Raw genomic sequence first — 20,339 nt, 5'->3', positions numbered from 1 at the left:
GACGCAATCTACGATGTCGGAGACCGGCCGCCTATCCAGGGCGCGGCGACCATGATGTCTAGGATACGCCCTGTTCCTTGCAACCGGCCTCGTCGGTTTCCCTGTGGCGGGCTTCGTGCCCGCCTGTGCATTGCGCACAGGAGCACGCTTTTGACACAACAACAACCGGAGACAAAATCCATGCGTTTCACCACCGGCTCGCGCAGCCCGGTCGCTTCGTCGACCCTGTCCGTCCTTTCCACCCTGTCAGCCATCACCCTGCTGTCCGCCTGCGGCGGCAGCGACAGCCCCGCATACCCGCCCGAAGCCAAGCCCGTTGCGGTGGCTTGCCCGGCCGAACTGCCCACCACCGCCACCTGCCAGGGCGGGCGCGATTCGGCCGGAGCCTACTACTTCATCGCCACGCCCAAGGACTGGGGCGGCAACCTGATCCTGCACGCACACGGCGGGCCCGATCTGGCGGCCCCCACGGCCGAGCGCGCGCAGGAGGACCTGGTGCGCTGGGCCATCATGGTCAAGGCCGGCTACGCCTGGGCGGGTTCCACCTTCCGCCAGGGCGGGGTGGAAGTGCGCGCCGCAGCCGAGGACACCGAGCGCCTGCGCCGCATCTTCAACGAGCATGTGGCCGTGCCCAAGCGCACGGTGCTGCATGGGCAGTCTTGGGGCGCGGGCGTGGCCGCCAAGGCCGCCGAGATGTTCACCGCGCAGACCGTGGGCTCGCAGCCGTACGACGCGGTGCTGCTCACCAGCGGCGTGCTGGCCGGCGGCACGCGCTCCTACGACTTCCGCCTGGACCTGCGCGCCGTCTATCAGTACCTGTGCAACAACCACCCCCGGCCCACCGAGGCGAGCTATGCGCTCAACCTCGGCCTGCCCGCCACGCTGACCCTGGCGCGCGACGACTTCAACGCCCGCGCCAACGAATGCCTGGGCCTGGACAAGACCGCCGCACAGCGCACGCCCGAGCAGCAGCGCAAGGTCGAGACCATCGAGAAAGTCATCAAGATCCCCGCCAGCGCCATCTCGGCCCACCTGAGCTGGGGCACCTACCACTTCCAGGACGTGACCGCCAAGCGCACCGGCGGCGCCAGCCCCTTTGGCAACACCGGCGTGGTCTACAGCGGCTCGGCCGACGACGCTGCGCTCAATGCCGGCGTGCTGCGCTACCGCGCCGACCCGGTCGCCGTGCAGCGCTTTGCCGACGACACCGACCCCAAGGGCACGATCCCCGTGCCCGTGCTCACCACCAAGTGGATCAGCGACCCCACGGCCTTCGTCGAACTCGACGCCTACTTCAAGACCGTGATGGACCGCGGCGGCAGCGGCGACCGCCTGGTGCAGACCTTCGTGACCACCGGCACGCACAGCTACATCAGCGACTCGACTTACCCGGCCCTGGTGACCTCGCTGCTCGACTGGGTGGAGACACGCACCAAGCCCACTCCCGCGAGCGTGGCGCAGCGCTGCACGGCGCTGGAGTCCCGCTTCGGCACGGGCTGCACCTTTGCGCCGGCTTATGTGCCCGGCGCGCTGGAGACGCGCGTGCCGGCCCGCACACGGCCGTAAGGCGCCGGGGGAAGGCTCGGCCGGCATCCAAACAGCAGTGAAAAGCTGCCTGCCAGCCGCGCCCACCACCGCCCAGGGCAGCTGGCTGTTCATGGGCGGATTCTCCGGTGCATGTCCAGGCAGTCGCCCGCGGGCCGCCTACTTGAAGGTGACGCGCACCGGCGCCGCGCCCGGCAACCCGTCGTAGGTGGTGGTGACCGAAAGGCCTGCGCGCGGCGGCAGCAGCGCCGAGAATGAGCCCAGGCTCACCAGGTCGCCCGGCTGCAGGGTGATGCCCTCCTGCTGCAGCGCGGTGGCCAGCCAGGTGACAGCGTTGAGCGGGTGCTCCAGGATGTCGCTGCCCTTGCCGCCACCTAGGCGCACGCCCGCGCCATCGGTGAGCGAGACGTTCATGTCCGCCAGGGCCTTGAGCAGCGCGTAGCGCTCGCCGCGGTAGGCGGGTATGGGCAGCGGCGTGCCGGCAATGCCCAGGCGTGCGCCCACGTTGATGGCCGTGACGCCCGCGCCGTTGAGCTGCGGCGGCGCCTGCACCATCAGGTCGGGCAGCTCGATGAAGGGGATCACCTGGTCGATGGCGTCCAGCACCTCTTCGGGCGTCTTCGCATGGTTGATGGCAGCGCTCTTGACGCGCACCAGCATGTCGGCCTCGTACAGCGCGCGGGCGCCGAAAGCCGCCTCCACCGTGGCGCCGCTCTGCAGCACCATGCCGTCATAGAGCTTGCCCCACACCGGCTTGTCGGTGTTGAAGCGCTTTTGTACCGCCGGGTTGGTGAGCCCCGCCTTGTAGCCCACCACCTTGCCCATGCGCTGCGCCAGCAACTGGTTGAACTTGCCGCGCGTGCAGGCGCCATCGGCGTCCGAGAGGTTCACCGGGTTGGGTGCCGGGGTGCGCGCCACGTAGTGCGCCAGCAACTCGGCGGCCTGCGCATCGGTCAGGCAATCGGCGTGGGCGGTGGTGGCCGCGCCCAGCGCCAGCAGGGCGGCGGCGGTGGCAAGGGCTTGCTTTGTCAAGGGCATGGGTTGTCTCCTGTCGTTGAGTGTCATCGGCATCTCGGGCGGCAACGCGCAGCAGGACCAGGATGCGGCCGAGACCGCCATCCGGGCGCTGGGCTTCGAGGTCAGGGCCTGAAAAGGCCCTGAACAGGTCCTTGGGCTTTCAGCGGTCCACGTACTGCGCGTCGAAGCGCTTGCGCGCCGCGAGGTGGGCGTCGGCGCAGGCGCCGGTGGCCGGGTCGGCTCGGCACACGGGGCTGGGCTGGAAGTAGCGGGCCCAGGCATCGGCGCGGCGCTGCTGGCGCTCGGATTCGAGCCGGGCGGCCAGGGCCTGGGCGGTCTTGAGGTCGTCGTCGGCCTTCTTCTGGCCCGCGTCCTGCACCGGCGCAGCAGGCTGCGGGGCCTCGGCCTGCGGTGGTGCTGTCTGCGCGGGCAGTGGCGGCGCGGGTTCGGGGGCGGGCGGTGCTGGTGGCGGCGCAGGTGGCAGGGCGGCCTGCGTGCTGGCGTTGCTGGTATTGCTGCTGTCGTCGCCCACAGGCCGTGGCTGTGTCAGCACGGCTGGTGTGGCTGGTGGTGGGGGGCGCTGGCCGACGATGGCGTCGTGGGCGAACAGGGCGGCCAGACCGCCGATGAACACGCCCAGCGCGATCCTGGCAACGTCCGGCAAAAAGGGGCCCCTGCCGGCCGCGGGTGACGAATCTGGTTGCATGGCACACCTCCTGCGGGCAGTGTAGCCGTGCATGCGCCGGCACATTGGTCAAATCGCAGGCACCGCGTTGAAACCCGCGCCGGCACTGGGCCCGGCGGGCATGCACAGGTGTTATCCACAGAGTCATCCACGCTGGCTGTGGACTGCTGCACTGGGCTGCGTGGCAAGGTGTACCGGGGAGGTGCGCGGCGCCGCAGTCGGGCCATTGCCAGCCATGCGCCAGGGCCTGAAAAGTGGCCGGCCCACCGTGCCGCGGCGCGCGGCGGTGGGCTGATGAAAGAACAGGCACCGCATCGCAGCCCGCGCCAGTGCTGGCTTTGCGGTGTATTCATCAGGGTTTTCCACAGGGTCATCCACGGTCGCTGTGGATGGTGTGTCAACGTACGCAAGCCGCGCTGTTGGCGCGCCTCGTGGCGGACTTGGAGGGCGGCTGCTGATGAATTCGCAGGCACCGCGTTGCAGGCCGCGCCAGTGCTGGCTCTGGCGTGGCTGCACAGGGGTTATCCACAAAGTCATCCACGCCGGCTGTGGACTTTGCGGACGCCGTTTGCGCCCCCGGCGCGGCCATTGGTCAATCCGCAGGCACCGCGTTGCAAGCCGCGCCGGCATTGGCTTTGCGCGGCATGCACAGGCCTTTTCCACAGGGTCATCCACGGTGGCTGTGGACTGGTTCGCCCGCCCAGGCCTGGGACGCATGGCAAGGGGGCGGGCGGGTTGACGGCGGGCGGGCAATCCGGCGGTGCTGGCGCCGCGCTGATGAATTCGCAGGCACCGCGTTGCAGGCCGCACCAGTGCTGGCTTTGGCGTGCATGCCCAGTGCTTGTCCACAGGGTCATCCACGCCGTCTGTGGACGGTGCGCGCGCATACGGGTGCCCTGCCGCGCCCCCTGCCCGGGGCATTGATGAAATCGCAGGCACCGCGTTGCAGCCCCCGCCGGCATTGGCTTTGCGCCGTATCCAGCGGTGTTTTCCACAGGGTCATCCACGGCGGCTGTGGACTGCGGGCGCGGTGTCGGCGCTGCTGCGCGAGTTGCCTGCCGCTACTTGCCACCCCGAGCAGCCAGGGCCCGCACCAGGGCCCCGTCGGCGCGGGCCGCATGGGCACCGTCCACGCGGTCGGCCAGCACCTGCGCGAGCTGGCGCAACTGGCCGGGCGTGAGCCCCACGTTCATGCTGATTCCCATGTGCGACTGCAGCTGCGATTCGGCGCCGGCCAGGGCCGAGAGCATGCCCACCGTGGCGATTTCGCGGCTCTGCCAATCCAGGTTGTCGCGCTCGAAGATGTCGCCGAAGAGGTGGGTCTTGAGGTACTGGTCGATGGCCGGTGCGAAGTCGAACAGCGGGCCCTTGACGGGCGCACCCACCAGGCGCGTCTGGTTGGCCGTGCCGGCTGCCAGCAGGGCATCGCCCTGGGGGATGGGCCGGCTGGGCGCGCTCCCGGGGGCGTCCTGCAGGCCGCGCTGGCGGCGGGCCTCCAGCACTTTCAGGAGCTCGCCCAGCGCGTTCAGGCTGCGCGGGAAGCCCGCGTAGGCATACACCTGCACCAGAACTTCGCGCGCGTCGCCCACGGTAAGGCCCGCGTCCAGGCCCTGGTTCAGCGCAGGGCCCAGGCGCGCGATGTCGCCGGCCGCTGCGAAGGCGGCGATGGGCACGATGGCCTGCTGGCGTGGCGAGAGCGTCTCGCTGGTCTGCGCGGTGGTGGGTTGCATGGCCTTGGGCTCCTGGGGGCTGGTGGATGCGTGGCCCGGTGCAAGGGCCAGGCCGGCCAGCAGGCCGATGGCTGCCAGCCGGCCCATGCGCTCAACGCGCCGTGGTGGTGTTGCTGTGGTATTGCTCATCGCTGACCTTCTCCATCCATTCGACGTTCTTGCCATCTGCCATGCCGGTCACGGCCAGGTGGGTCATGGCCGTGCTGGGCGCGGCGCCGTGCCAGTGCTTCACGCCGGGCGGACACCAGACCACGTCGCCGGGGCGGATCTCCTGCACCGGCTTGCCCCATTCCTGCGTGCGGCCGATGCCCGAAACCACCACCAGCCGCTGACCTGCGGGGTGGGTGTGCCAGGCAGAGCGGGCGCCGGGCTCGAAGGTGACCTGCGCGCCCGAGGCGCTCATGCCCTTGTCGGCAGGCCAGACGGGATCGACGCGCACGCGGCCGGTGAAGAAGGCATCGGGCCCGGCTGCCGAGGCCTGGGCGCCAGCCCTGGTGATCTGCTGCGTGCTTAAAGAGGGTGACTCGGTCGCGGCAACCGCGCCGCCCTGGGCCACGGCCAGGGCAAAGGCGGTTCGCATGAGGGTGGGGTTCATAGGCTGGGGCTCCTGAAGGTTGGAAGGGGTGCGGCAGGCGGGCTGTGAACACCGCCGGCCGGTGCAGTAACTGTAGACAGGGGTGATTGGGCTGAGAAGATGCCAAAATCGGCATGCACTTGTGCAACACATTCACCAATCCATGGCCTCTGGCGAAAACCTCAACGACCTGCGCGCCTTCGTGGTGGTGGCGCGTGAGCGCAGCTTCACCCGCGCCGCGGCGCAACTGGGCCTGTCGCGCTCGGGGCTCAGCCATGCCATGCTGGCGCTGGAGTCGCGCCTGGGCGTGCGCCTGCTGGCCCGCACCACGCGCAGCGTCTCCACCACCGAGGCAGGTGCGCGCCTGCTGGCCACGGTGGCCCCGCGCCTGCAGGAGATCGAGGCCGAGCTGGGCGCCCTGAGCGCCATGCGCGACAAGCCTGCCGGCACCGTGCGCATCACCGCGCACGACCACGCTATCGCCACCGTGCTCTGGCCTCGGCTGCAACCGCTGCTGCTGGAGTACCCAGACATCCGCATCGAGTTCAGCGTGGACTACGCCTTCACCGACATCGCCTCGCAGCGCTTTGACGCGGGCGTGCGCGTGGGCGACCGGGTGGACAAGGACATGGTGGCCGTGCGCATCGGGCCGCCGCTGCGCATGGCCGTGGCGGCCTCGCCGGCCTACCTGGCAGGCAAGGCGCTGCCGGTCACGCCGCACGATCTGACAGCGCACCAGTGCGTGAACCTGCGCCTGCCCACGCACGGCGGCCTGTATGCCTGGGATTTCGAGAAGGACGGGCAGGCCCTGGCCGTGCGCGTGCAGGGCCAGGTGGTGTTCAACAACACCCAGTTGATGCTGCAGGCGGCGCTGGACGGCCTGGGCTTTTGCTACGTGCCGCTGGAGCTGGTGCAGCCGCACGCCGAGCACGGTCGCCTGGTGCCGGTGCTGCAGGACTGGTGGCCGAGCTTCTCGCCCTACCACCTGTACTATGCCAACCGCCGCCAGACGGCGCCCGCGCTGGCCTTGGTGATCGAGGCACTGCGCTGGCGTGAATAGGTGAAGCGTGCAGCAGCGGCATGGGCCATGCAACCATCACCCTCACAAGTCGGCCGCAGCGCACAACAGAAGTCTTGGCCGAACGGGTGTCTCGTTTGGCGCGCTAGCCGGCCCGCGAGCCGCTCAGGCGCAGCGCCTTCACCACCAGCGAAAACGCGGGTGAGGGCTGGCGCTTGCTGGGGTAGTACAGGTGGTAGCCGGCAAACTTGGGGCACCAGTCCTGCAGCACGCGCACCAGCCGCCCCGATGCGATGTGCGGCATCAGCTCATCTTCGGGCAGCAGGGTGATGCCCAGCCCGGCCATCGCCGCGTCGACCTGCGGCGCGGAGGTGTTGAAGATCAGCGGCCCATCGACACGCACGTTCATCTTGCGGCCGCGCTTTTCAAAATCCCAGACATACAGACCGCCCGAGGTCGGCATGCGCTGGTTGATGCACTGGTGGCTGGTGAGGTCCGCAGGCGTCTTGGGAATGGGGTTGGCCGCGAAGTACCCGGCAGAGGCGACCACCGCCATCTGCAACGGCGGGCCGATGGGCACGGCAATCATGTCGTTGTCGATCGTGTTGCCCATGCGGACACCAGCGTCGAACCGGTCGGCCACGATGTCGCGAAAGCTGTAGTTCACGTCGAACTCCAGCTTGATCTCGGGGTACTCGCGCAGCAGCGGCGCGAGCTTGGGCAGCAGCACCGTGTGCAGCACGTTGTCGCCACAGGTGATGCGCACTGTGCCTGCGGGCTTGTCCCGCAGCTCGGTCAGCGCGTCGAGCTCGGCCTCGATTTCCTCGAAGCGGTGCCCGATGGCCTTCATGAGCCGCTCGCCGGCCGATGTCGGCGCGACGCTGCGGGTGGTGCGCGTCAGCAGCCGGATCTGCAGGCCCTCTTCAAGCCCGCGGATGGCCTGGCTGAGGGCGGATTGGGTGACGCCCAGCGTGCCCGCAGCGCGCGTGAAGCTCCCCTCGCGCGCGACCGTCACGAAGGCCAGCAGATCGTTGAAATTGCGTCGTGGCATCGATGGCGCTCCCTTGCGACTTGGCATCTGACTTGTTATCCAGGCTAATAAATGTATTAAGCATTCATTACCTAGTCAATGGATGCCCTGGCCGGCACACTTGCCTGCAAGCCCCAGTGCACCAGCACAGGCAGCGCGCTGCGCACTCACAGCACCAGGAACTCCGGCCATGAACCATCAAGCAGACCACACCCATCCATCCACCGTCGAGCCAGCCGGGCCATCGCCCGATCGGCGCGAATTCCTGAGGATCGCTGGCACCAGCGCAGCAGCAGCCGGCATGCTGTCGACGGCGGGCGGCACGGCATTCGCCGCTGCGCCGATGGGCGCAGCGCTGCCGTCGGGCGCCGACAACTTCTACACGAGCAACCAGGTCATCGTGCAGCAAGTGAGTTTCAAGAGCCAGTACCGCATGACCGTGACCGGCACCCTGTTCGTGCCCAGCACGCTGGACCGCAAGAAGCGCACCCCGGCCATCGTCGTCGGCCACCCCATGGGTGCAGTGAAGGAGCAAAGCGCCAATCTTTACGCAACGAAGATGGCCGAGCGGGGCTTCGTGGCTCTGTCGGTGGATCTGGCGTTCTGGGGCGGCAGCGAGGGCCAGCCGCGCAATGCGGTGTCTCCCGACATGTATTCCGAAACCTTCAGCGCCGCAGTCGACTTTCTGGGCAGCCAGGCATTCGTGGACAGGCAGCAGATCGGCGCCATCGGCGTGTGCGGCAGCGGCAGCTTCGTCATCAGCGCCGCCAAGATCGACCCGCGCCTGAAGGCCATTGCCACGGTCAGCATGTACGACATGGGGGCGGCCAACCGCAATGCGCTCAACCATTCGCAAACGCTGGCGCAGCGCAAGCAGATCATCGCTGCCGCCGCAGCGCAGCGCGATGTGGAGTTCAACGGCGGTGCAGTGCAGTACACCGGCGGCACGGTGCTCAGGCTGAAAGCGGACACGCACCCCATCCAGCGCGAGTTCTTCGACTTCTACCGTACCCCGCGCGGCGAGTTCACGCCCCTGGGTGCATCGTCGCAGACGACGACCATGCCAACGCTGAGCAGCAACGTGAAGTTCATGAACTTCTACCCGTTCAACGACATCGAGACGATCTCGCCCAGGCCGCTGCTGTTCATCACCGGCGATCAGGCCCACTCCAAGGAGTTCAGCGAAGACGCCTATCAGCGCGCTGCCGAGCCCAAGGAACTGCACTACGTGCCAGGTGCCGGCCATGTGGACCTGTACGACCGGGTGACCCTGATCCCATGGGACAAGCTGGCATCTTTCTTCGACCGCCACCTCATCAAGGATCGGGCCTGATGGCGGCCCCTGCCATCACCGCGAGCGCCGGCATCCCGCTTGACCAGGAAGGCGGTGGTCGCCCTGCGCACTGGGGCGGAGTCTTCGCGATGACGCTGTGCGTCTTTGCGCTGATCGCTTCGGAATTCATGCCCGTGAGCCTGTTGACGCCGATGGCGTCGGACCTGCAGGTCACCGAGGGCATGGCCGGGCAGGGCATTGCCATCTCCGGCGCGTTTGCGGTGCTCGCCAGCCTGTCGATCCCGGCGGTTGCAGGGCGAATCCATCGCAAGGCGCTGCTGCTTGCGCTGACGGCGATGATGTGTGTCTCCGGCGCCATTGTCGGCCTTGCGCCCAACTACCTCACGTACATGGTGGGCCGGGCGCTGATCGGCGTGGTTGTCGGCGGCTTCTGGTCCCTGTCGGCTGCCACCGCCATGCAGCTGGTTCCACCGTCCAAGGTGCCCCGCGCGCTGGCCATCTTCAACGGCGGCAACGCACTGGCCACGGTCATCGCCGCGCCGCTGGGCAGCTACCTTGCGTCCATCATGGGCTGGCGCGGGGCCTTCTTGTGCCTGGTGCCCATCGCTGTGGTCGCATTCGCCTGGCAGTGGTTCAGCCTGCCACCCATGCCGGCCTTGCCGCGCGCAGGGTCCGGCAACGTGCTCAGGCTTTTCAAGAGCCGGCGGGTCGTGCTCGGCATGCTGGCGGTGGGCATCTTCTTCATGGGACAGTTCGCACTGTTCACCTACCTGCGACCGTTTCTTGAGGCGGTGACAGGGGTCGGTGTGTCGATGCTGTCCTTCATCCTGCTCGCGCTCGGCGCCGCAGGCTTCATCGGCACCCTGTTCATCGGGCGATTTCTGAAAGCAGGTTTCTATGCCACCCTGGCCATCATCCCGGTGGTGATGGCTGCCATCGCGCTGCTGCTCACGACCCTGGGCGGTTCTGTGGTCGCCACCACGGTGCTCCTGGCCCTGTGGGGCCTGGTGGCCACTGCGGCCCCGGTCGGCTGGTGGACCTGGATCGCGCAGACCCTCCCGCAGGACGCCGAGGCGGGCGGCGGGCTGATGGTGGCGGTGGTCCAGCTGTCCATCGCACTGGGGTCCACCGCCGGCGGACTGCTGTTCGACGGCAGTGGTTACCAAGCTACTTTCGTCTTCAGCGCCACACTGCTCCTGGTCGGCGCATTCCTCGTAACCATGACGGCGCGTGCGAGCCACGCGGGATCCGCATGACGCAACACCATTGCCTGCACGCCCCAATGGCACGAGCCCACCGATCCTCGCAGATGCGTGCCGCCGGCGTGGCCGCCGCGCTGCTCGTGTTCGGCGCAGGCAACGCTGCCGGACAGGCGCGGCCCACCGCGCCCTTGGCAAGCCAGGCAGACGCAGCACGGGCATCCGACACCTCAAAGGCAATACGCATGCAGCTCTCCGTTGGAAACCGTCGTTTCACGCTCACGGTGGCCGATACCGATGCCGCTCGCGCATTCGTCAGCCAACTGCCACTGACTCTGGACATGCCAGACCTCAACAGCAATGAGAAGCACGCCAAGCTGCCCAAGGCACTGCCAGCAAATGCAATTCGACCGGGCACGATAAGCAACGGCGACCTCATGCTGTACGGATCGGACACCCTGGTCCTTTTCTACCTGGGCTTCGAATCTGCCTACTCGTACACGCGCCTTGGCCGTGTCGATGACCCGAGCGGCTTGGCGCAGGCGCTCGGTCAGGGCACCGCTCGCATCACGTTCTCTCGCTGGTAGCGGTCACTCCATTGCGCGCCCACCTTGCATTGCAGGGGAATTATTAGCCACGGTAATAGCAGCAATAAGCAATCGTTCGGTAGTCAAACACCCGGCTGCTCGACAAACTCGATGTGCGGCAAAGAACGATGAGAACAACACGCCCAGCCACTTCGGCCAGCGCCCCTGCGTGGCCTCCACGAATGCGGTTTTCAAGAAGGACACAGTCCATGCCCCACGAAACACACAACGATCTGCCAACGGAAATCAGTGCCGACGAGGCCGCCCTGGTGCGGGACATGCCTGAGCTCAAGGGCGTCGGCCAGGCGCGGCGCACGTTCATGGTGCAGACCGGTGGCGGCGGCATCGGCCTTTTTGCCGCCAACCTGCTGGCCACGGAGTCCGCGCTGGCGCAGCTTCCGCCGGTGCCGGGTGCGGCGTCTGCGCCCATCGTCGCGCAGAACGTCGTGGGCGTGACCTTCAAGGTCAACGGCACACCGCAGACGCTGCAGCTTGATTCGCGCGTCGTGCTGCTCGATGCGCTGCGCGAGCGGCTTGCGCTCACCGGCTCCAAGAAGGGTGCGACCAGGGCCAGTGCGGCGCCTGCACGGTACTGGTCGACGGGCAGCGTGTGCTCTCGTGCCTGACCCTGGCCGCCACGCTCGAAGGCCGTGAAGTCACGACCATTGAGGGCTTGGCAAAGGGCGACCAACTGCATCCGATGCAGGCCGCCTTCATCAAGCACGATGGCTTTCAGTGCGGCTACTGCACATCGGGGCAGATCTGCTCTGCCGTCGGCATGCTGGCCGAGGCCCGGCGCGGCCAGGTCAGCCACGTCACCGAGAACGTCGGCAGGACAACGACCCGCCTGACGGACGACGAGATCCGCGAGCGCATGAGCGGCAACATCTGCCGCTGCGGCGCGTATCCAGGCATCGTCGCCGCGATTCAAGAAGTCCATTCGGGCCGGCAGGCAGCCCAGACCTGGGGCTTTGCCACCGAGGCGCAATTTGCGATGGCATCCACCGCTTCAAGCCCTTCGAAGGAGGACGGCCATGAGACCGTTTGAGTATGTTCGCGCCGCAGATTCCGCTGCCGCTACCGCAGCGGTGTCGGCCATGCCGCAAGCCCGGTACCTCGCCGGTGGCAGCAACCTGCTGGACCTGATGAAGGAGGACATCGAGCGGCCCACGCGTCTGGTGGACATCACGCGGCTGCCGCTGCGCGAGATCCAGCGCACGCGCTCCGGCCTGTCCATCGGCGCGCTGGCGACCAACAGCGAGACCGCCAACCACCCGCTGGTCCGGGAGAGCTACCCGTTGCTGACGCAGGCGATCGTGGCAGGTGCCTCCGGGCAGTTGCGCAACATGGCGACCAATGGCGGAAACCTGCTTCAACGCACGCGCTGCAACTACTTCTACGACACGTCGATGCCCTGCAACAAGCGCGAGGTTGGTACCGGCTGCGGAGCGCGGGAGGGCCTGAACAAGATCCACGCGATCCTGGGCTGGAGCGAATCGTGTGTGGCGACCTACCCTGGCGATATGGCAACGGCCTTGTATGCGCTGGATGCCAGGGTGCGTGTGCGCGCACCGGATGGGCGTGAGCGGCTGATCGCCATCACCGACTTCCACCGGCTGCCGGGCGACACGCCGCAGCGCGACAACAACCTGGAGCATGGCGATCTGATCCTGGCCATCGAGCTTCCTGTGCCGTCGGGCGACTTTGCGCGCCACTCGCACTACCTGAAGGTGCGCGACCGCGCCTCTTACGCGTTTGCGATGGTCTCCGTGGCCGCCGCGCTGCAACTGGACGGCGGCACCATCCGGCAGGCGCGCGTGGTGCTGGGCAGCGTCGCCCACAAGCCCTGGCGCAGCGCCGAGGCCGAGGCGGCACTGGTTGGCCAGCGCGCGGATGAGGCCACCTTTCAGCGTGCGGCCGAGGCCGCGCTGCGCGATGCGCGGCCACTTGCGCACAACGCCTACAAGGTGGAACTGGGTCGTCGTTCTGTCGTGCGGGCGCTGATGCGCGCGTCGCGACTGGCTTGAGGAGAAGATCGCCATGGCACGCCATCTGGGCAAAGAAACCACCCGCGTCGACGGACTCGCCAAGGTCACAGGCCAGGCGAAGTACACCGCCGAGTTCCAGATCCCGAATGTCACCTACGGCTTCATCGTGCTGAGCACTGTTGCCAAGGGGCGCATCTCGGCCATCGACACACGGCAGGCAGAGCAGGCGGGGGGCGTGATCCGCGTCTTCACGCACCTGAATGCGGGCCGGCTGGGGCCGCCACCGGCCGCCGGGGCGGCGCCCGGGTGGGCATGGCCGCTGCAGTCGGACCGGGTGTTCTTCAACGGCCAGCCGATTGCCCTGGTCGTTGCGGAGACCTACGAACAGGCCCGGCACGCGTCAAGACTGGTAAAGGTCAGCTACCAGACCGAACCCCACAACACCGACCTCGCCACGGTGCTGGAACGGGCGCAGCCCGACCCGGCCTCGGCCAAGGCCGTGCCCCGCGGCAACCCGGTGGCCGCCATGCAGGCGGCGCCGGTCAAGGTGGCGGCGGAGTACCGCATCCCCATCCACCACCACAACCCGATCGAGCCGCACGCAGCCATTGCCTTCTGGCAGGGCGATCAACTCACCATCTTCGACAAGACCCAGGAGGTCTTTGGCGTACAGAAGCACCTGGCCGCGGGCCTGGGCGTGCCGGCCGAGAACATCCGCGTGGTATCCCCGTTCGTCGGTGGGGCCTTCGGCGCATCGCTCAAACCGAATTACTACCCCTCCCTGACGGCGATGGCTGCACGCGAGCTCAAGCGCCCGGTGAAGGTGGTCTACACGCGGGCGCAGATGTTCACCGGCCATGGCTATCGGCCCCACACCATCCAGAAGGTGGCGCTGGGGGCAGACCGCGATGGCAAGCTGTCGGCCATCATCCATGAAGCCTTTCACAACACCTCTTCGTTCGAGCCGTTCTCGGACGCCACCACCAGCTTTTTGAAGCAGGTGTATGCATGCCCGAATCTGCATGCGCCGCTGAAGGTGGCCGCCACCGACCTTGCCACGCCCACGTGGATGCGCGCACCGGGCGCCGTGAGCGGCATGTTCGCCCTGGAAAGCGCGATGGACGAGCTGTCGTACGCGCTCAAGATGGACCCGTTGGCGCTGCGCCTGGCCAACTACGCCGAGGTCGACCCCGAAAGCGGCAAGCCTTTCTCGAGCAAGGCGCTGCGCGAGTGCTACCGCCTGGGCGCAGAGAAGTTCGGCTGGGGCAACCGCAAGGCCGAGCCGCGCTCGATGCGCGATGGCCGGCTTCTCGTCGGCTGGGGCATGGCCTCCAGTGTATGGGGCGCCTTCCAGCAGCCGGCCAGCGCGCGCATTGTGTTTCGCGCCGACGGCACCGCAAGTGTCACCAGCGCAACCAGCGACATCGGTCCAGGCACCTACACCGTCATGACCATGATCGCGGCCGAATTCCTGGGGCTGCGGCTGGACCAGGTGCACTTCGAGTTGGGCGACACGCGCCAGCCCAAGGCACCGGCGCAAGGCGGCTCATGGACCACATCCAGCGTGGGGTCGGCCGTGCGGGGCGCTGCCCTGGCTATCACAGCGAAGCTCCTGGAGCTGGCGAACCGGGATGCAACATCTCCACTGCGGGGGAAGGCCCCTGACGAGGTGGAGATGTTCGACGGGGTTCTGCGCCCCAAGGGCGATGTGTCGCGATCGGTGGCCATTGCCGACGTGATGCGGCGCACCGGTACGCACGCGATCGCCGAGACCTACGACTCGACGCCATCGCCAGAGCGCGCAAAGTACGCATCGCTGGCCCACGGCGCCCAGTTCGTCGAGGTGAAGGTCGACCCCGACCTGGGCACCGTCAAGGTCACCCGCGTCATCGAGGTGACCGCCTGCGGCAAGATTCTCAACCCGCTGGCCTCGCACAGCCAGGAGATCGGCGGCGTGGTGTGGGGCATCGGCATGGCTTTGGAAGAAGCCACCGAGATCGATCACCGCTACGGCCGGATCATGACGGCCAGCCTGCAGCATTACCACGTGCCCGTGAATGCGGACATCCATGCCATCGAAACCATCTTCGTCGAGGAGGAGGACACCATCGTCAACCCGCTGGGTGTGAAGGGCATGGGTGAGCTCGGCATGGTGGGCATTCCCGCTGCCATCGCCAATGCGGTGTTCCACGCCACCGGCAAACGCATCCGCGATCTGCCGATCACGCCCGACAAGCTGCTGTGACAGCCGGGCGCTCCGGCCGCAAGGTCTGGCCTGGTTGAGCCTTCATGAAAGTTGATTTCATCCTGAACGGTGCGGTGGTCGCGACGGCAACGCTCGACGGCAACGCGAGTGCGGGCGATTTTGCGTTGCTGCTGCCGCTGGATTTGGTGTTGGAAGACTACGAGGCAACCGAGAAGATCGCAGGCTTGCCTCGGGCACTGGCCATCGGCGGAGCGCCTGCGGCCCACAGGCCAGTCGCCGGGGACCTCTGCTTTTATGCCCCATGGGGCAACCTGGCGGTCTTCTACAGGGATGGGCAACTCTCGGACGGCCTGGTCAGGCTGGGGCGCCTTGAACCGGGATGGGACCCTGCGTGGCTCTTCGACGATCCCGCTTTGCGCTTGGTTGTCGCTGCCCCCTGAAGACCCGCTTCACGCCAGACTTTCCCCACTTCTGGCCGTCTGAGGAGAACCCTCTACAGATTCCATTTACAAGCTGATACGATTTGCGCATACCGAGCCGGGTGCTCCGTGGGATGTGCACCCCATGGTGGAATCCACGGGCGTTGTCCCGCAGGCAAGGTGCATTGGGGGACATTTTTCGAGGAAACACGCGATGGGCGCGGGCGGACGAAGACAACACGGGTGGGCATTCGGGCGGCTCGCAGCAGCGGCCCTGGCCCTGGCGGCGGGGCCGTTGGTGGCGGGCACCCTGGGCGGTACTCTGCAAGCGCAGATGCAGCTCACGGCAGGCTGCATGGTCGCCGGCAGTTCCGGTGCCACTGCGGGCGTGAACTTCGGCACCCTGGACTTCGGCACGCGCCCTGGCACCTTCACGGGCATCGTCACGGCCACCCCTTCGGGGGCCGAGGGTGTGTCCGGCCCTACCCAGCTTGTCTGCTCGCCCGAGGTGCTGGGCATCAGCATCCAGGTCGGTCCCGGCTCCTATGCGGGCCAGGGTACGGGCATCGGCACCGGCCCGCGCGCCATGCGCAATGGCAGCACCGCCGCGTACGTGCCCTACGAGCTATACCGCGACGCCGGGCACACGCAGCCCTATCCCGCCGGAACGGCCATCACCGGCGTCAACGTGCCGGCCAATGGCGCTGCGTTCTCGTTGCCCATCCACGGCCAGATCAACAAGTCGAATCCGGCGGCGCTGCCTGCGGGCATGTACACCGACACGCTGCAGGTCACTGTGACCTATTAAGAGCGGCTAACAAAACTCTTCTGACGTCGTTGGTCCGCCTTGCCGTGCTACAGCACTGTCTGCGGCTTTCCGCCTGGTCATACGATTGAATGCAAACCCGTATAAGCCAGCGCTGGGGCGGAAGATGGGCGCGTGCACGCCTCGCGCCTGGACCCCATTTTGTGCTGACCCGCATGCCATGATGCATGCCAGACAACTCAACTCGGCAAGGTGTATCGATGGGGCCCGCACAAGAGTTCATCCGAACCTTCGTCGCTGCAGAGCGGCAAGAGCGCTACCTGGCGCTTGCCAGCAATCCAACCCGAAGACGCGACTTCATCTTGGCGCTGGCGCACGACGGGCGCCACCTGGAGCGCAAGTTCATGCAGCAGATCCCGGCGGTAGACGCCGTTGCCGCCAAGGTCGCCGCGCTGCTCAAGTCACTCGGTGCAGGCCCACGCTGCTTCGTCGTTGCCGCAAGCCATGGAGAAGCCGACAACTGCGCGGCAGACACCGCCGCGGTGCTGCAAGCGCTGGTCGGCACATCCACGGACTGCATCGTCTTCTTTCCCGGCGCCGGCCTGGCCTACTACGAGAACCACGAGGGTGAGTGCCACGTGCTTCGCCGCCCAGCCGCACGCTGAACAGGTCGATCAGGCGCTTTGGCTCGATGCCTCAAGCGCCTGCACCATGGCTGCAAACCGGCCGAGCACGCTGCTGGCGTCCGGCGTGGTGCTGACCACGCCGCTGTCCAGTTGGCTGGATGCATCGTGCGATCGGTTGACGTGCCCCACATACGCACGCATCGCTGCCGCCGAAAACTCGGGGTGGAACTGCACGCCCCACCCGCAGCCGCCCACGCGAAAGGCCTGGTGCGGCTCCAGATCGCTTCGCGCCAGCAGCACTGCCTGGTCGGGTAGCCGCAGCACGGACTGGTAGTGGACCAGTTGCGCAGGGAACCGATCGGGCAGGCCCGCCAGCAGTGCGTCCTGGTATGCGTCCTGGGTCAGGTGGATGGACTGTGTTCCCACTTCCGGCCCGCCAGGCAGTTCATCGACCTTGCCGCCGAACGCATGGGCGAGCAACTGGTGCCCGTAGCAGATGCCGAGCACCGGCACCCCGGCCTCGACGCAGCGCTTCATCCACAGCGCCAACTGCTCGCTCCAGGGAGCGCGGTCGGTCACCATGGCATGCGAGCCACTCACTACCACCCCGGCCACTTCCGAAGGGTGGGGCAGGGCGGGCGCGGGCTGCTGCGCGTCGATCCGCCGCATGGGCAGCGCTGGCGTCGCCTGCCCGAGACCCGCAGCGATCCAGTCGTCGAAGTCACCCTCTGATTCCCTGAGGCCTGGGAAGGTGTTGCCAGCGGAAATGATGAGCAGCGGTTTGCTGGCGGGCTGCGTGCAATCGGGGCTGGCGCGGTCGGGCATGGCAAATGGGATGGGCACGGGAGGCACGGTGAACGGCGGGGAGCCGCATTATGGAGCCGCCTCCCGCGCGGGCCCCTTCATCGACCTCCAGCCACCATCACCTGAAAACCATCGCTGCAGGTCACGGTGACCTACGCAGCCTTGCCAGCGAGCGAGCGGGCCGCGTTGCAATGGGGGCGCTGTTGCAAGGCCCGGGGGGGCGAGAGACATTTGCGGCCTGCCCAGGCGCTGCGGAACCTGCGGGGGTTGCGGGGATTCATTGCCGACACGGGCATGGTCTATCAAGTCGGGGTTAATATGTAAATAGTAATAATTCTCGTCCATCTTCGGGTTGAGGCTCCGGCGTGCTGAGCGCGGGTTCGCCGTTCGCATTTTCCCCTCCCATGAAACTACCTGATCTTCCCAATGGCGCCCGCGCCGTGGTGGAGGGCGTTGCCTCCTCCCATCCCCTTATCGATGCCGCAGCGCTGCGACGGCTGGGAGAGCTCGGTTTCCTGGAGGGCGAGCCGTTGACCGTGCTGCGCCGCGGCCCTGGCGGGGTGGAGCCCATCGCCGTGCAGATCGGTGATACCCAGTTTGCGCTGCGCATGCTGGAAGCCCAGTGCATCGAGGTGCGCCCGGTATGACGGGCCAAGGCGTTTCTCCCGTTGCCACCGCCGGCGCCCTGCCGAGTCTGGCCCTGGTCGGCAACCCCAACTGCGGCAAGACGGCGCTGTTCAACCTGATGACCGGTGCGCGCCAGAAGGTGGCCAACTACGCTGGCGTGACAGTCGAACGCAAGACCGGCACCACGCAGCTGCGCGACGGTCGCACCGTCGCGGTAATCGACCTGCCCGGCACCTACAGCCTGACGCCGGCCACCCCCGATGAGCAGGTGACGCTGGAAGTCATCGAAGGCCAGCGTGCGGGCGAGGCGGTGCCGGATTTGATCGTGGCGGTGGCCGACGCGACCAATCTGCGCATGAACCTGCGCCTGGTGCTGGAAGTGCGGCGCCTGGGCCGGCCCATGGTTCTGGCCCTCAACATGGCCGACGTGGCGCGCTCGCAGGGGCTCAAAATCGACCTGCAGCGCCTGTCGGCCGAGCTGGGCTGCCCGGTGGTGGAGACGGTGGCTGTCAGGCGCGACGGCCATGCCGCGCTGATGGCAGAGATTGCCGCGCAGCTCACCCGCCAGCCGGGTGGCGCGCCGGTGCTGGCCCCCGTGGCCGCACAGGCGGCGGGCACGGCGAGCGACCTGCAGCGCGAGGTGCGCCGCATCCTGGCGGCCGCCGCGCCCGCCGGGGGGCGCAACCAGCGCGTGCAGAACCGGCTCGACGCCGTTGTCATGCACCCGGTGTGGGGCCTGGCGGTGCTGGCGCTGCTGCTGTTTCTGATGTTCCAGGCCGTTTTCTCGTGGGCCAACCTGCCCATGGACGCCATCAAGGAGCTGATGGCCTGGCTGTCCGCCCGGATCACCGAGAACATGGCAGACGGCCCGCTGCGCAGCCTGCTGGTCGACGGCGTGATCGCCGGAGCAGGCGGGGTTCTGGTGTTCCTGCCGCAGATCCTGATCCTGTTCTTCTTCATCCTGGTGCTCGAGGACTCGGGCTATCTGCCGCGTGCGGCCTTCCTGCTGGACCGGCTGATGGGCAAGGTGGGGCTGTCGGGCCGTGCTTTCATTCCGCTGCTGTCGAGCTTTGCGTGCGCGGTGCCGGGCATCATGGCCACGCGCACCATCGGGCCGTGGAAGGACCGCCTGGCCACCATCATGATCGCGCCGCTCATGACCTGCTCGGCCCGGCTGCCGGTGTATGCGCTGTTGATCGGTGCCTTCATCCCCGCCACGCCAGTGGGCTGGTTCGACCTGCGCGGGCTGGTGCTCTTCGCGCTGTACGTGGCGGGTGTGGTGTCGGCCATGGCTGTGGCCTGGCTGTTCAAGCGCCTGTGGATGAAGAGCGGCTACCAGCCGCTGATGCTGGAGCTGCCGCCCTACCGCATGCCCAGCCCGCGCAACCTGCTGCTGGGCCTGTGGGAACGGGCGCGCATCTTCATCGTGCGCGTGGGCACCATCATCTTCGCGCTGACGGTGGTGCTGTGGTTCCTGTCGAGCTATCCGGCGCCTCCGGATGGTGCCACCGGCGCCGCCATCCAGTACAGCGCCGCGGGCTGGCTGGGCCAGGCGCTGCAGCACGTGTTCGCACCCATCGGCTTCAACTGGCAGATCTCCATCGCCCTGGTGCCTGGCCTGGCTGCGCGCGAGGTGGCGGTGGGCGCGCTGGGCACCGTGTATGCGCTGTCGGCGGCCGGCGATTCGGTGGCCGATGCGCTGGCGCCGGTGATCGCGCAGAGCTGGCCACTGGCCACGGCGCTTTCGCTGCTGGCCTGGTTCGTGTTCGCGCCCCAGTGCCTGTCGACGCTGGCCGTCGTGCGCCGCGAAACCAATTCCTGGCGCTACCCGGCGCTGATGGCGGGCTACCAGTTCGCGCTCGCCTATGCGGCAGCATTCGCGACCTACCGCATTGCCCTGATGATGGGAGGAGGCTGAGATGAACGTACAGATGCTGGTCGTGCTGGCGGTGGTGACCGCCTGTGCGCTGTATGCGGGCTGGAGCCTGGCGCCGGCCGTTGCCCGCCGGGCGCTGGCGCAAGCCGCGCTGCGGCTGCCGCTGCCGGGCTTCATGGCTCGCTATTTCGGCAAGGTGGTGCTGCGCGCCAGCGCAGGTTGCGGCTGCGATGGCTGCGATGCGCCGCCGTCTGCCGCCAGGGAGCAGCCTATCCGCATCCACCGGCGCCCAGGGCCCTGAGGCCAGGGCTTGCCGCGGCCTCACGCTAGGAGCGGGCGCAGCAGAAG

At 67.7% G+C, this 20,339-nt stretch carries 19 protein-coding genes and 1 pseudogene; 14 read left to right on the top strand and 6 right to left on the bottom strand.

What is annotated here, in order from left to right:
• Nucleotides 1–180: 180 nt before the first annotated feature.
• The gene (locus ASE28_RS04435) at nt 181–1,566 is read left to right on the top strand and encodes a hypothetical protein (protein ID WP_057264963.1); all 1,386 of its coding nucleotides are present in this window, start codon (nt 181–183) and stop codon (nt 1,564–1,566) included.
• A 138-nt stretch (nt 1,567–1,704) separates the two neighbouring features.
• Here the strand turns inward: ASE28_RS04435 and ASE28_RS04430 are convergent, their stop codons facing one another.
• The 4 genes from ASE28_RS04430 to ASE28_RS04415 form a co-directional block, all read right to left on the bottom strand.
• Nucleotides 1,705–2,583, bottom strand: coding sequence for a 2-keto-4-pentenoate hydratase (locus tag ASE28_RS04430; RefSeq protein ID WP_057264961.1), 879 nt, complete (start codon nt 2,581–2,583; stop codon nt 1,705–1,707).
• A gap of 139 nt (nt 2,584–2,722) precedes the next feature.
• Nucleotides 2,723–3,268 (bottom strand): hypothetical protein, encoded by a 546-nt coding sequence (locus ASE28_RS04425; protein WP_057264959.1) that lies wholly within the window; start codon nt 3,266–3,268, stop codon nt 2,723–2,725.
• Nucleotides 3,269–4,308: 1,040 nt separating this feature from the next.
• Complete coding sequence (locus ASE28_RS04420; protein ID WP_082607895.1) at nt 4,309–5,106, bottom strand: carboxymuconolactone decarboxylase family protein; 798 nt, start codon at nt 5,104–5,106, stop codon at nt 4,309–4,311.
• Complete coding sequence (locus ASE28_RS04415) at nt 5,069–5,572, bottom strand: cupin domain-containing protein (RefSeq protein ID WP_082607893.1); 504 nt, start codon at nt 5,570–5,572, stop codon at nt 5,069–5,071. Before ASE28_RS04415 ends, ASE28_RS04420 begins: the two co-directional genes overlap by 38 nt.
• Nucleotides 5,573–5,714: 142 nt before the next feature.
• Between ASE28_RS04415 and ASE28_RS04410 the strand changes: the two genes are divergently transcribed.
• Nucleotides 5,715–6,611 carry a LysR family transcriptional regulator gene (locus tag ASE28_RS04410; RefSeq protein ID WP_057264957.1) on the top strand — a complete coding sequence of 299 codons (897 nt, stop codon included), beginning with the start codon at nt 5,715–5,717 and terminating at the stop codon, nt 6,609–6,611.
• A 103-nt stretch (nt 6,612–6,714) separates the two neighbouring features.
• Here the strand turns inward: ASE28_RS04410 and ASE28_RS04405 are convergent, their stop codons facing one another.
• On the bottom strand, nt 6,715–7,620 hold the full coding sequence (locus tag ASE28_RS04405; RefSeq protein ID WP_057264955.1) for a LysR family transcriptional regulator: 906 nt from the start codon (nt 7,618–7,620) through the stop codon (nt 6,715–6,717).
• 169 nt (nt 7,621–7,789) lie between these two features.
• Between ASE28_RS04405 and ASE28_RS04400 the strand changes: the two genes are divergently transcribed.
• The 9 genes and pseudogenes from ASE28_RS04400 (at nt 7,790) to ASE28_RS04360 (ending at nt 16,723) form a co-directional block, all read left to right on the top strand.
• Nucleotides 7,790–8,932 (top strand): alpha/beta hydrolase, encoded by a 1,143-nt coding sequence (locus ASE28_RS04400; protein WP_082607892.1) that lies wholly within the window; start codon nt 7,790–7,792, stop codon nt 8,930–8,932.
• Nucleotides 8,932–10,149, top strand: coding sequence for an MFS transporter (locus ASE28_RS04395; RefSeq protein ID WP_082604115.1), 1,218 nt, complete (start codon nt 8,932–8,934; stop codon nt 10,147–10,149). Before ASE28_RS04400 ends, ASE28_RS04395 begins: the two co-directional genes overlap by 1 nt.
• The gene (locus tag ASE28_RS32800) at nt 10,146–10,679 is read left to right on the top strand and encodes a cyclophilin-like fold protein (RefSeq protein ID WP_235514386.1); all 534 of its coding nucleotides are present in this window, start codon (nt 10,146–10,148) and stop codon (nt 10,677–10,679) included. The genes ASE28_RS04395 and ASE28_RS32800 overlap by 4 nt, the downstream gene beginning before the upstream one ends.
• A gap of 320 nt (nt 10,680–10,999) precedes the next feature.
• Nucleotides 11,000–11,616: pseudogene (locus tag ASE28_RS04385) on the top strand (2Fe-2S iron-sulfur cluster-binding protein); the annotation flags it as partial.
• A gap of 97 nt (nt 11,617–11,713) precedes the next feature.
• The gene (locus tag ASE28_RS04380; RefSeq protein ID WP_057264951.1) at nt 11,714–12,706 is read left to right on the top strand and encodes a xanthine dehydrogenase family protein subunit M; all 993 of its coding nucleotides are present in this window, start codon (nt 11,714–11,716) and stop codon (nt 12,704–12,706) included.
• A gap of 13 nt (nt 12,707–12,719) precedes the next feature.
• Complete coding sequence (locus ASE28_RS04375) at nt 12,720–14,912, top strand: xanthine dehydrogenase family protein molybdopterin-binding subunit (RefSeq protein WP_057264948.1); 2,193 nt, start codon at nt 12,720–12,722, stop codon at nt 14,910–14,912.
• Between the two features lie 44 nt (nt 14,913–14,956).
• Entirely contained in the window at nt 14,957–15,313 is a 357-nt protein-coding gene (locus tag ASE28_RS04370; protein ID WP_057264946.1) for a cyclophilin-like fold protein, read from the top strand.
• A 193-nt stretch (nt 15,314–15,506) separates the two neighbouring features.
• A complete protein-coding gene (locus tag ASE28_RS04365) occupies nt 15,507–16,100 on the top strand; it encodes a spore coat U domain-containing protein (RefSeq protein WP_057264944.1) in 594 nt (197 codons plus the stop codon).
• A gap of 218 nt (nt 16,101–16,318) precedes the next feature.
• Nucleotides 16,319–16,723, top strand: a complete 405-nt coding sequence (locus ASE28_RS04360; protein ID WP_057264943.1) for a hypothetical protein — start codon at nt 16,319–16,321, stop codon at nt 16,721–16,723.
• 9 nt (nt 16,724–16,732) lie between these two features.
• Here the strand turns inward: ASE28_RS04360 and ASE28_RS04355 are convergent, their stop codons facing one another.
• On the bottom strand, nt 16,733–17,527 hold the full coding sequence (locus tag ASE28_RS04355) for a glutamine amidotransferase (protein ID WP_369818115.1): 795 nt from the start codon (nt 17,525–17,527) through the stop codon (nt 16,733–16,735).
• A 365-nt stretch (nt 17,528–17,892) separates the two neighbouring features.
• Here ASE28_RS04355 and ASE28_RS04350 point away from each other — a divergent pair, with 365 nt between their 5' ends.
• Genes ASE28_RS04350 through ASE28_RS04340 form a run of 3 tightly spaced genes read left to right on the top strand, consistent with a single transcriptional unit; the run spans nt 17,893 to nt 20,292 of the window.
• Nucleotides 17,893–18,135: a FeoA family protein gene (locus ASE28_RS04350; RefSeq protein WP_082607890.1), complete on the top strand. Its 243-nt coding sequence runs from the start codon at nt 17,893–17,895 to the stop codon at nt 18,133–18,135.
• A complete protein-coding gene (feoB, locus tag ASE28_RS04345; RefSeq protein ID WP_057264938.1) occupies nt 18,132–20,033 on the top strand; it encodes a ferrous iron transport protein B in 1,902 nt (633 codons plus the stop codon). Before ASE28_RS04350 ends, feoB begins: the two co-directional genes overlap by 4 nt.
• Nucleotide 20,034: 1 nt before the next feature.
• Nucleotides 20,035–20,292: a DUF6587 family protein gene (locus ASE28_RS04340; RefSeq protein ID WP_057201503.1), complete on the top strand. Its 258-nt coding sequence runs from the start codon at nt 20,035–20,037 to the stop codon at nt 20,290–20,292.
• Nucleotides 20,293–20,339 lie beyond the last annotated feature (47 nt).

This window comes from Acidovorax sp. Root219 (genome assembly GCF_001428665.1).
GTDB lineage: Bacteria > Pseudomonadota > Gammaproteobacteria > Burkholderiales > Burkholderiaceae_C > Acidovorax.
The sequence above is the reverse complement of the archived record's forward strand: the minus strand, read 5'-3'. Positions and strand labels throughout refer to the sequence as shown.

Coding starts and splice junctions, on each gene's coding strand:
- ASE28_RS04360 (WP_057264943.1), top strand. CDS start 16,319: ATGGGGCCCGCACAAGAGTTCATCCGAACCTTCGTCGCTGCAGAGCGG.
- ASE28_RS04365 (WP_057264944.1), top strand. CDS start 15,507: ATGGGCGCGGGCGGACGAAGACAACACGGGTGGGCATTCGGGCGGCTC.
- ASE28_RS04425 (WP_057264959.1), bottom strand. CDS start 3,268: ATGCAACCAGATTCGTCACCCGCGGCCGGCAGGGGCCCCTTTTTGCCG.
- ASE28_RS04350 (WP_082607890.1), top strand. CDS start 17,893: ATGAAACTACCTGATCTTCCCAATGGCGCCCGCGCCGTGGTGGAGGGC.
- ASE28_RS04415 (WP_082607893.1), bottom strand. CDS start 5,572: ATGAACCCCACCCTCATGCGAACCGCCTTTGCCCTGGCCGTGGCCCAG.
- ASE28_RS04435 (WP_057264963.1), top strand. CDS start 181: ATGCGTTTCACCACCGGCTCGCGCAGCCCGGTCGCTTCGTCGACCCTG.
- ASE28_RS04430 (WP_057264961.1), bottom strand. CDS start 2,583: ATGCCCTTGACAAAGCAAGCCCTTGCCACCGCCGCCGCCCTGCTGGCG.
- ASE28_RS04400 (WP_082607892.1), top strand. CDS start 7,790: ATGAACCATCAAGCAGACCACACCCATCCATCCACCGTCGAGCCAGCC.
- ASE28_RS04340 (WP_057201503.1), top strand. CDS start 20,035: ATGAACGTACAGATGCTGGTCGTGCTGGCGGTGGTGACCGCCTGTGCG.
- ASE28_RS04380 (WP_057264951.1), top strand. CDS start 11,714: ATGAGACCGTTTGAGTATGTTCGCGCCGCAGATTCCGCTGCCGCTACC.
- ASE28_RS04420 (WP_082607895.1), bottom strand. CDS start 5,106: ATGAGCAATACCACAGCAACACCACCACGGCGCGTTGAGCGCATGGGC.
- ASE28_RS04410 (WP_057264957.1), top strand. CDS start 5,715: ATGGCCTCTGGCGAAAACCTCAACGACCTGCGCGCCTTCGTGGTGGTG.
- ASE28_RS04375 (WP_057264948.1), top strand. CDS start 12,720: ATGGCACGCCATCTGGGCAAAGAAACCACCCGCGTCGACGGACTCGCC.
- ASE28_RS04395 (WP_082604115.1), top strand. CDS start 8,932: ATGGCGGCCCCTGCCATCACCGCGAGCGCCGGCATCCCGCTTGACCAG.
- ASE28_RS04370 (WP_057264946.1), top strand. CDS start 14,957: ATGAAAGTTGATTTCATCCTGAACGGTGCGGTGGTCGCGACGGCAACG.
- ASE28_RS04405 (WP_057264955.1), bottom strand. CDS start 7,620: ATGCCACGACGCAATTTCAACGATCTGCTGGCCTTCGTGACGGTCGCG.
- ASE28_RS32800 (WP_235514386.1), top strand. CDS start 10,146: ATGACGCAACACCATTGCCTGCACGCCCCAATGGCACGAGCCCACCGA.
- feoB (WP_057264938.1), top strand. CDS start 18,132: ATGACGGGCCAAGGCGTTTCTCCCGTTGCCACCGCCGGCGCCCTGCCG.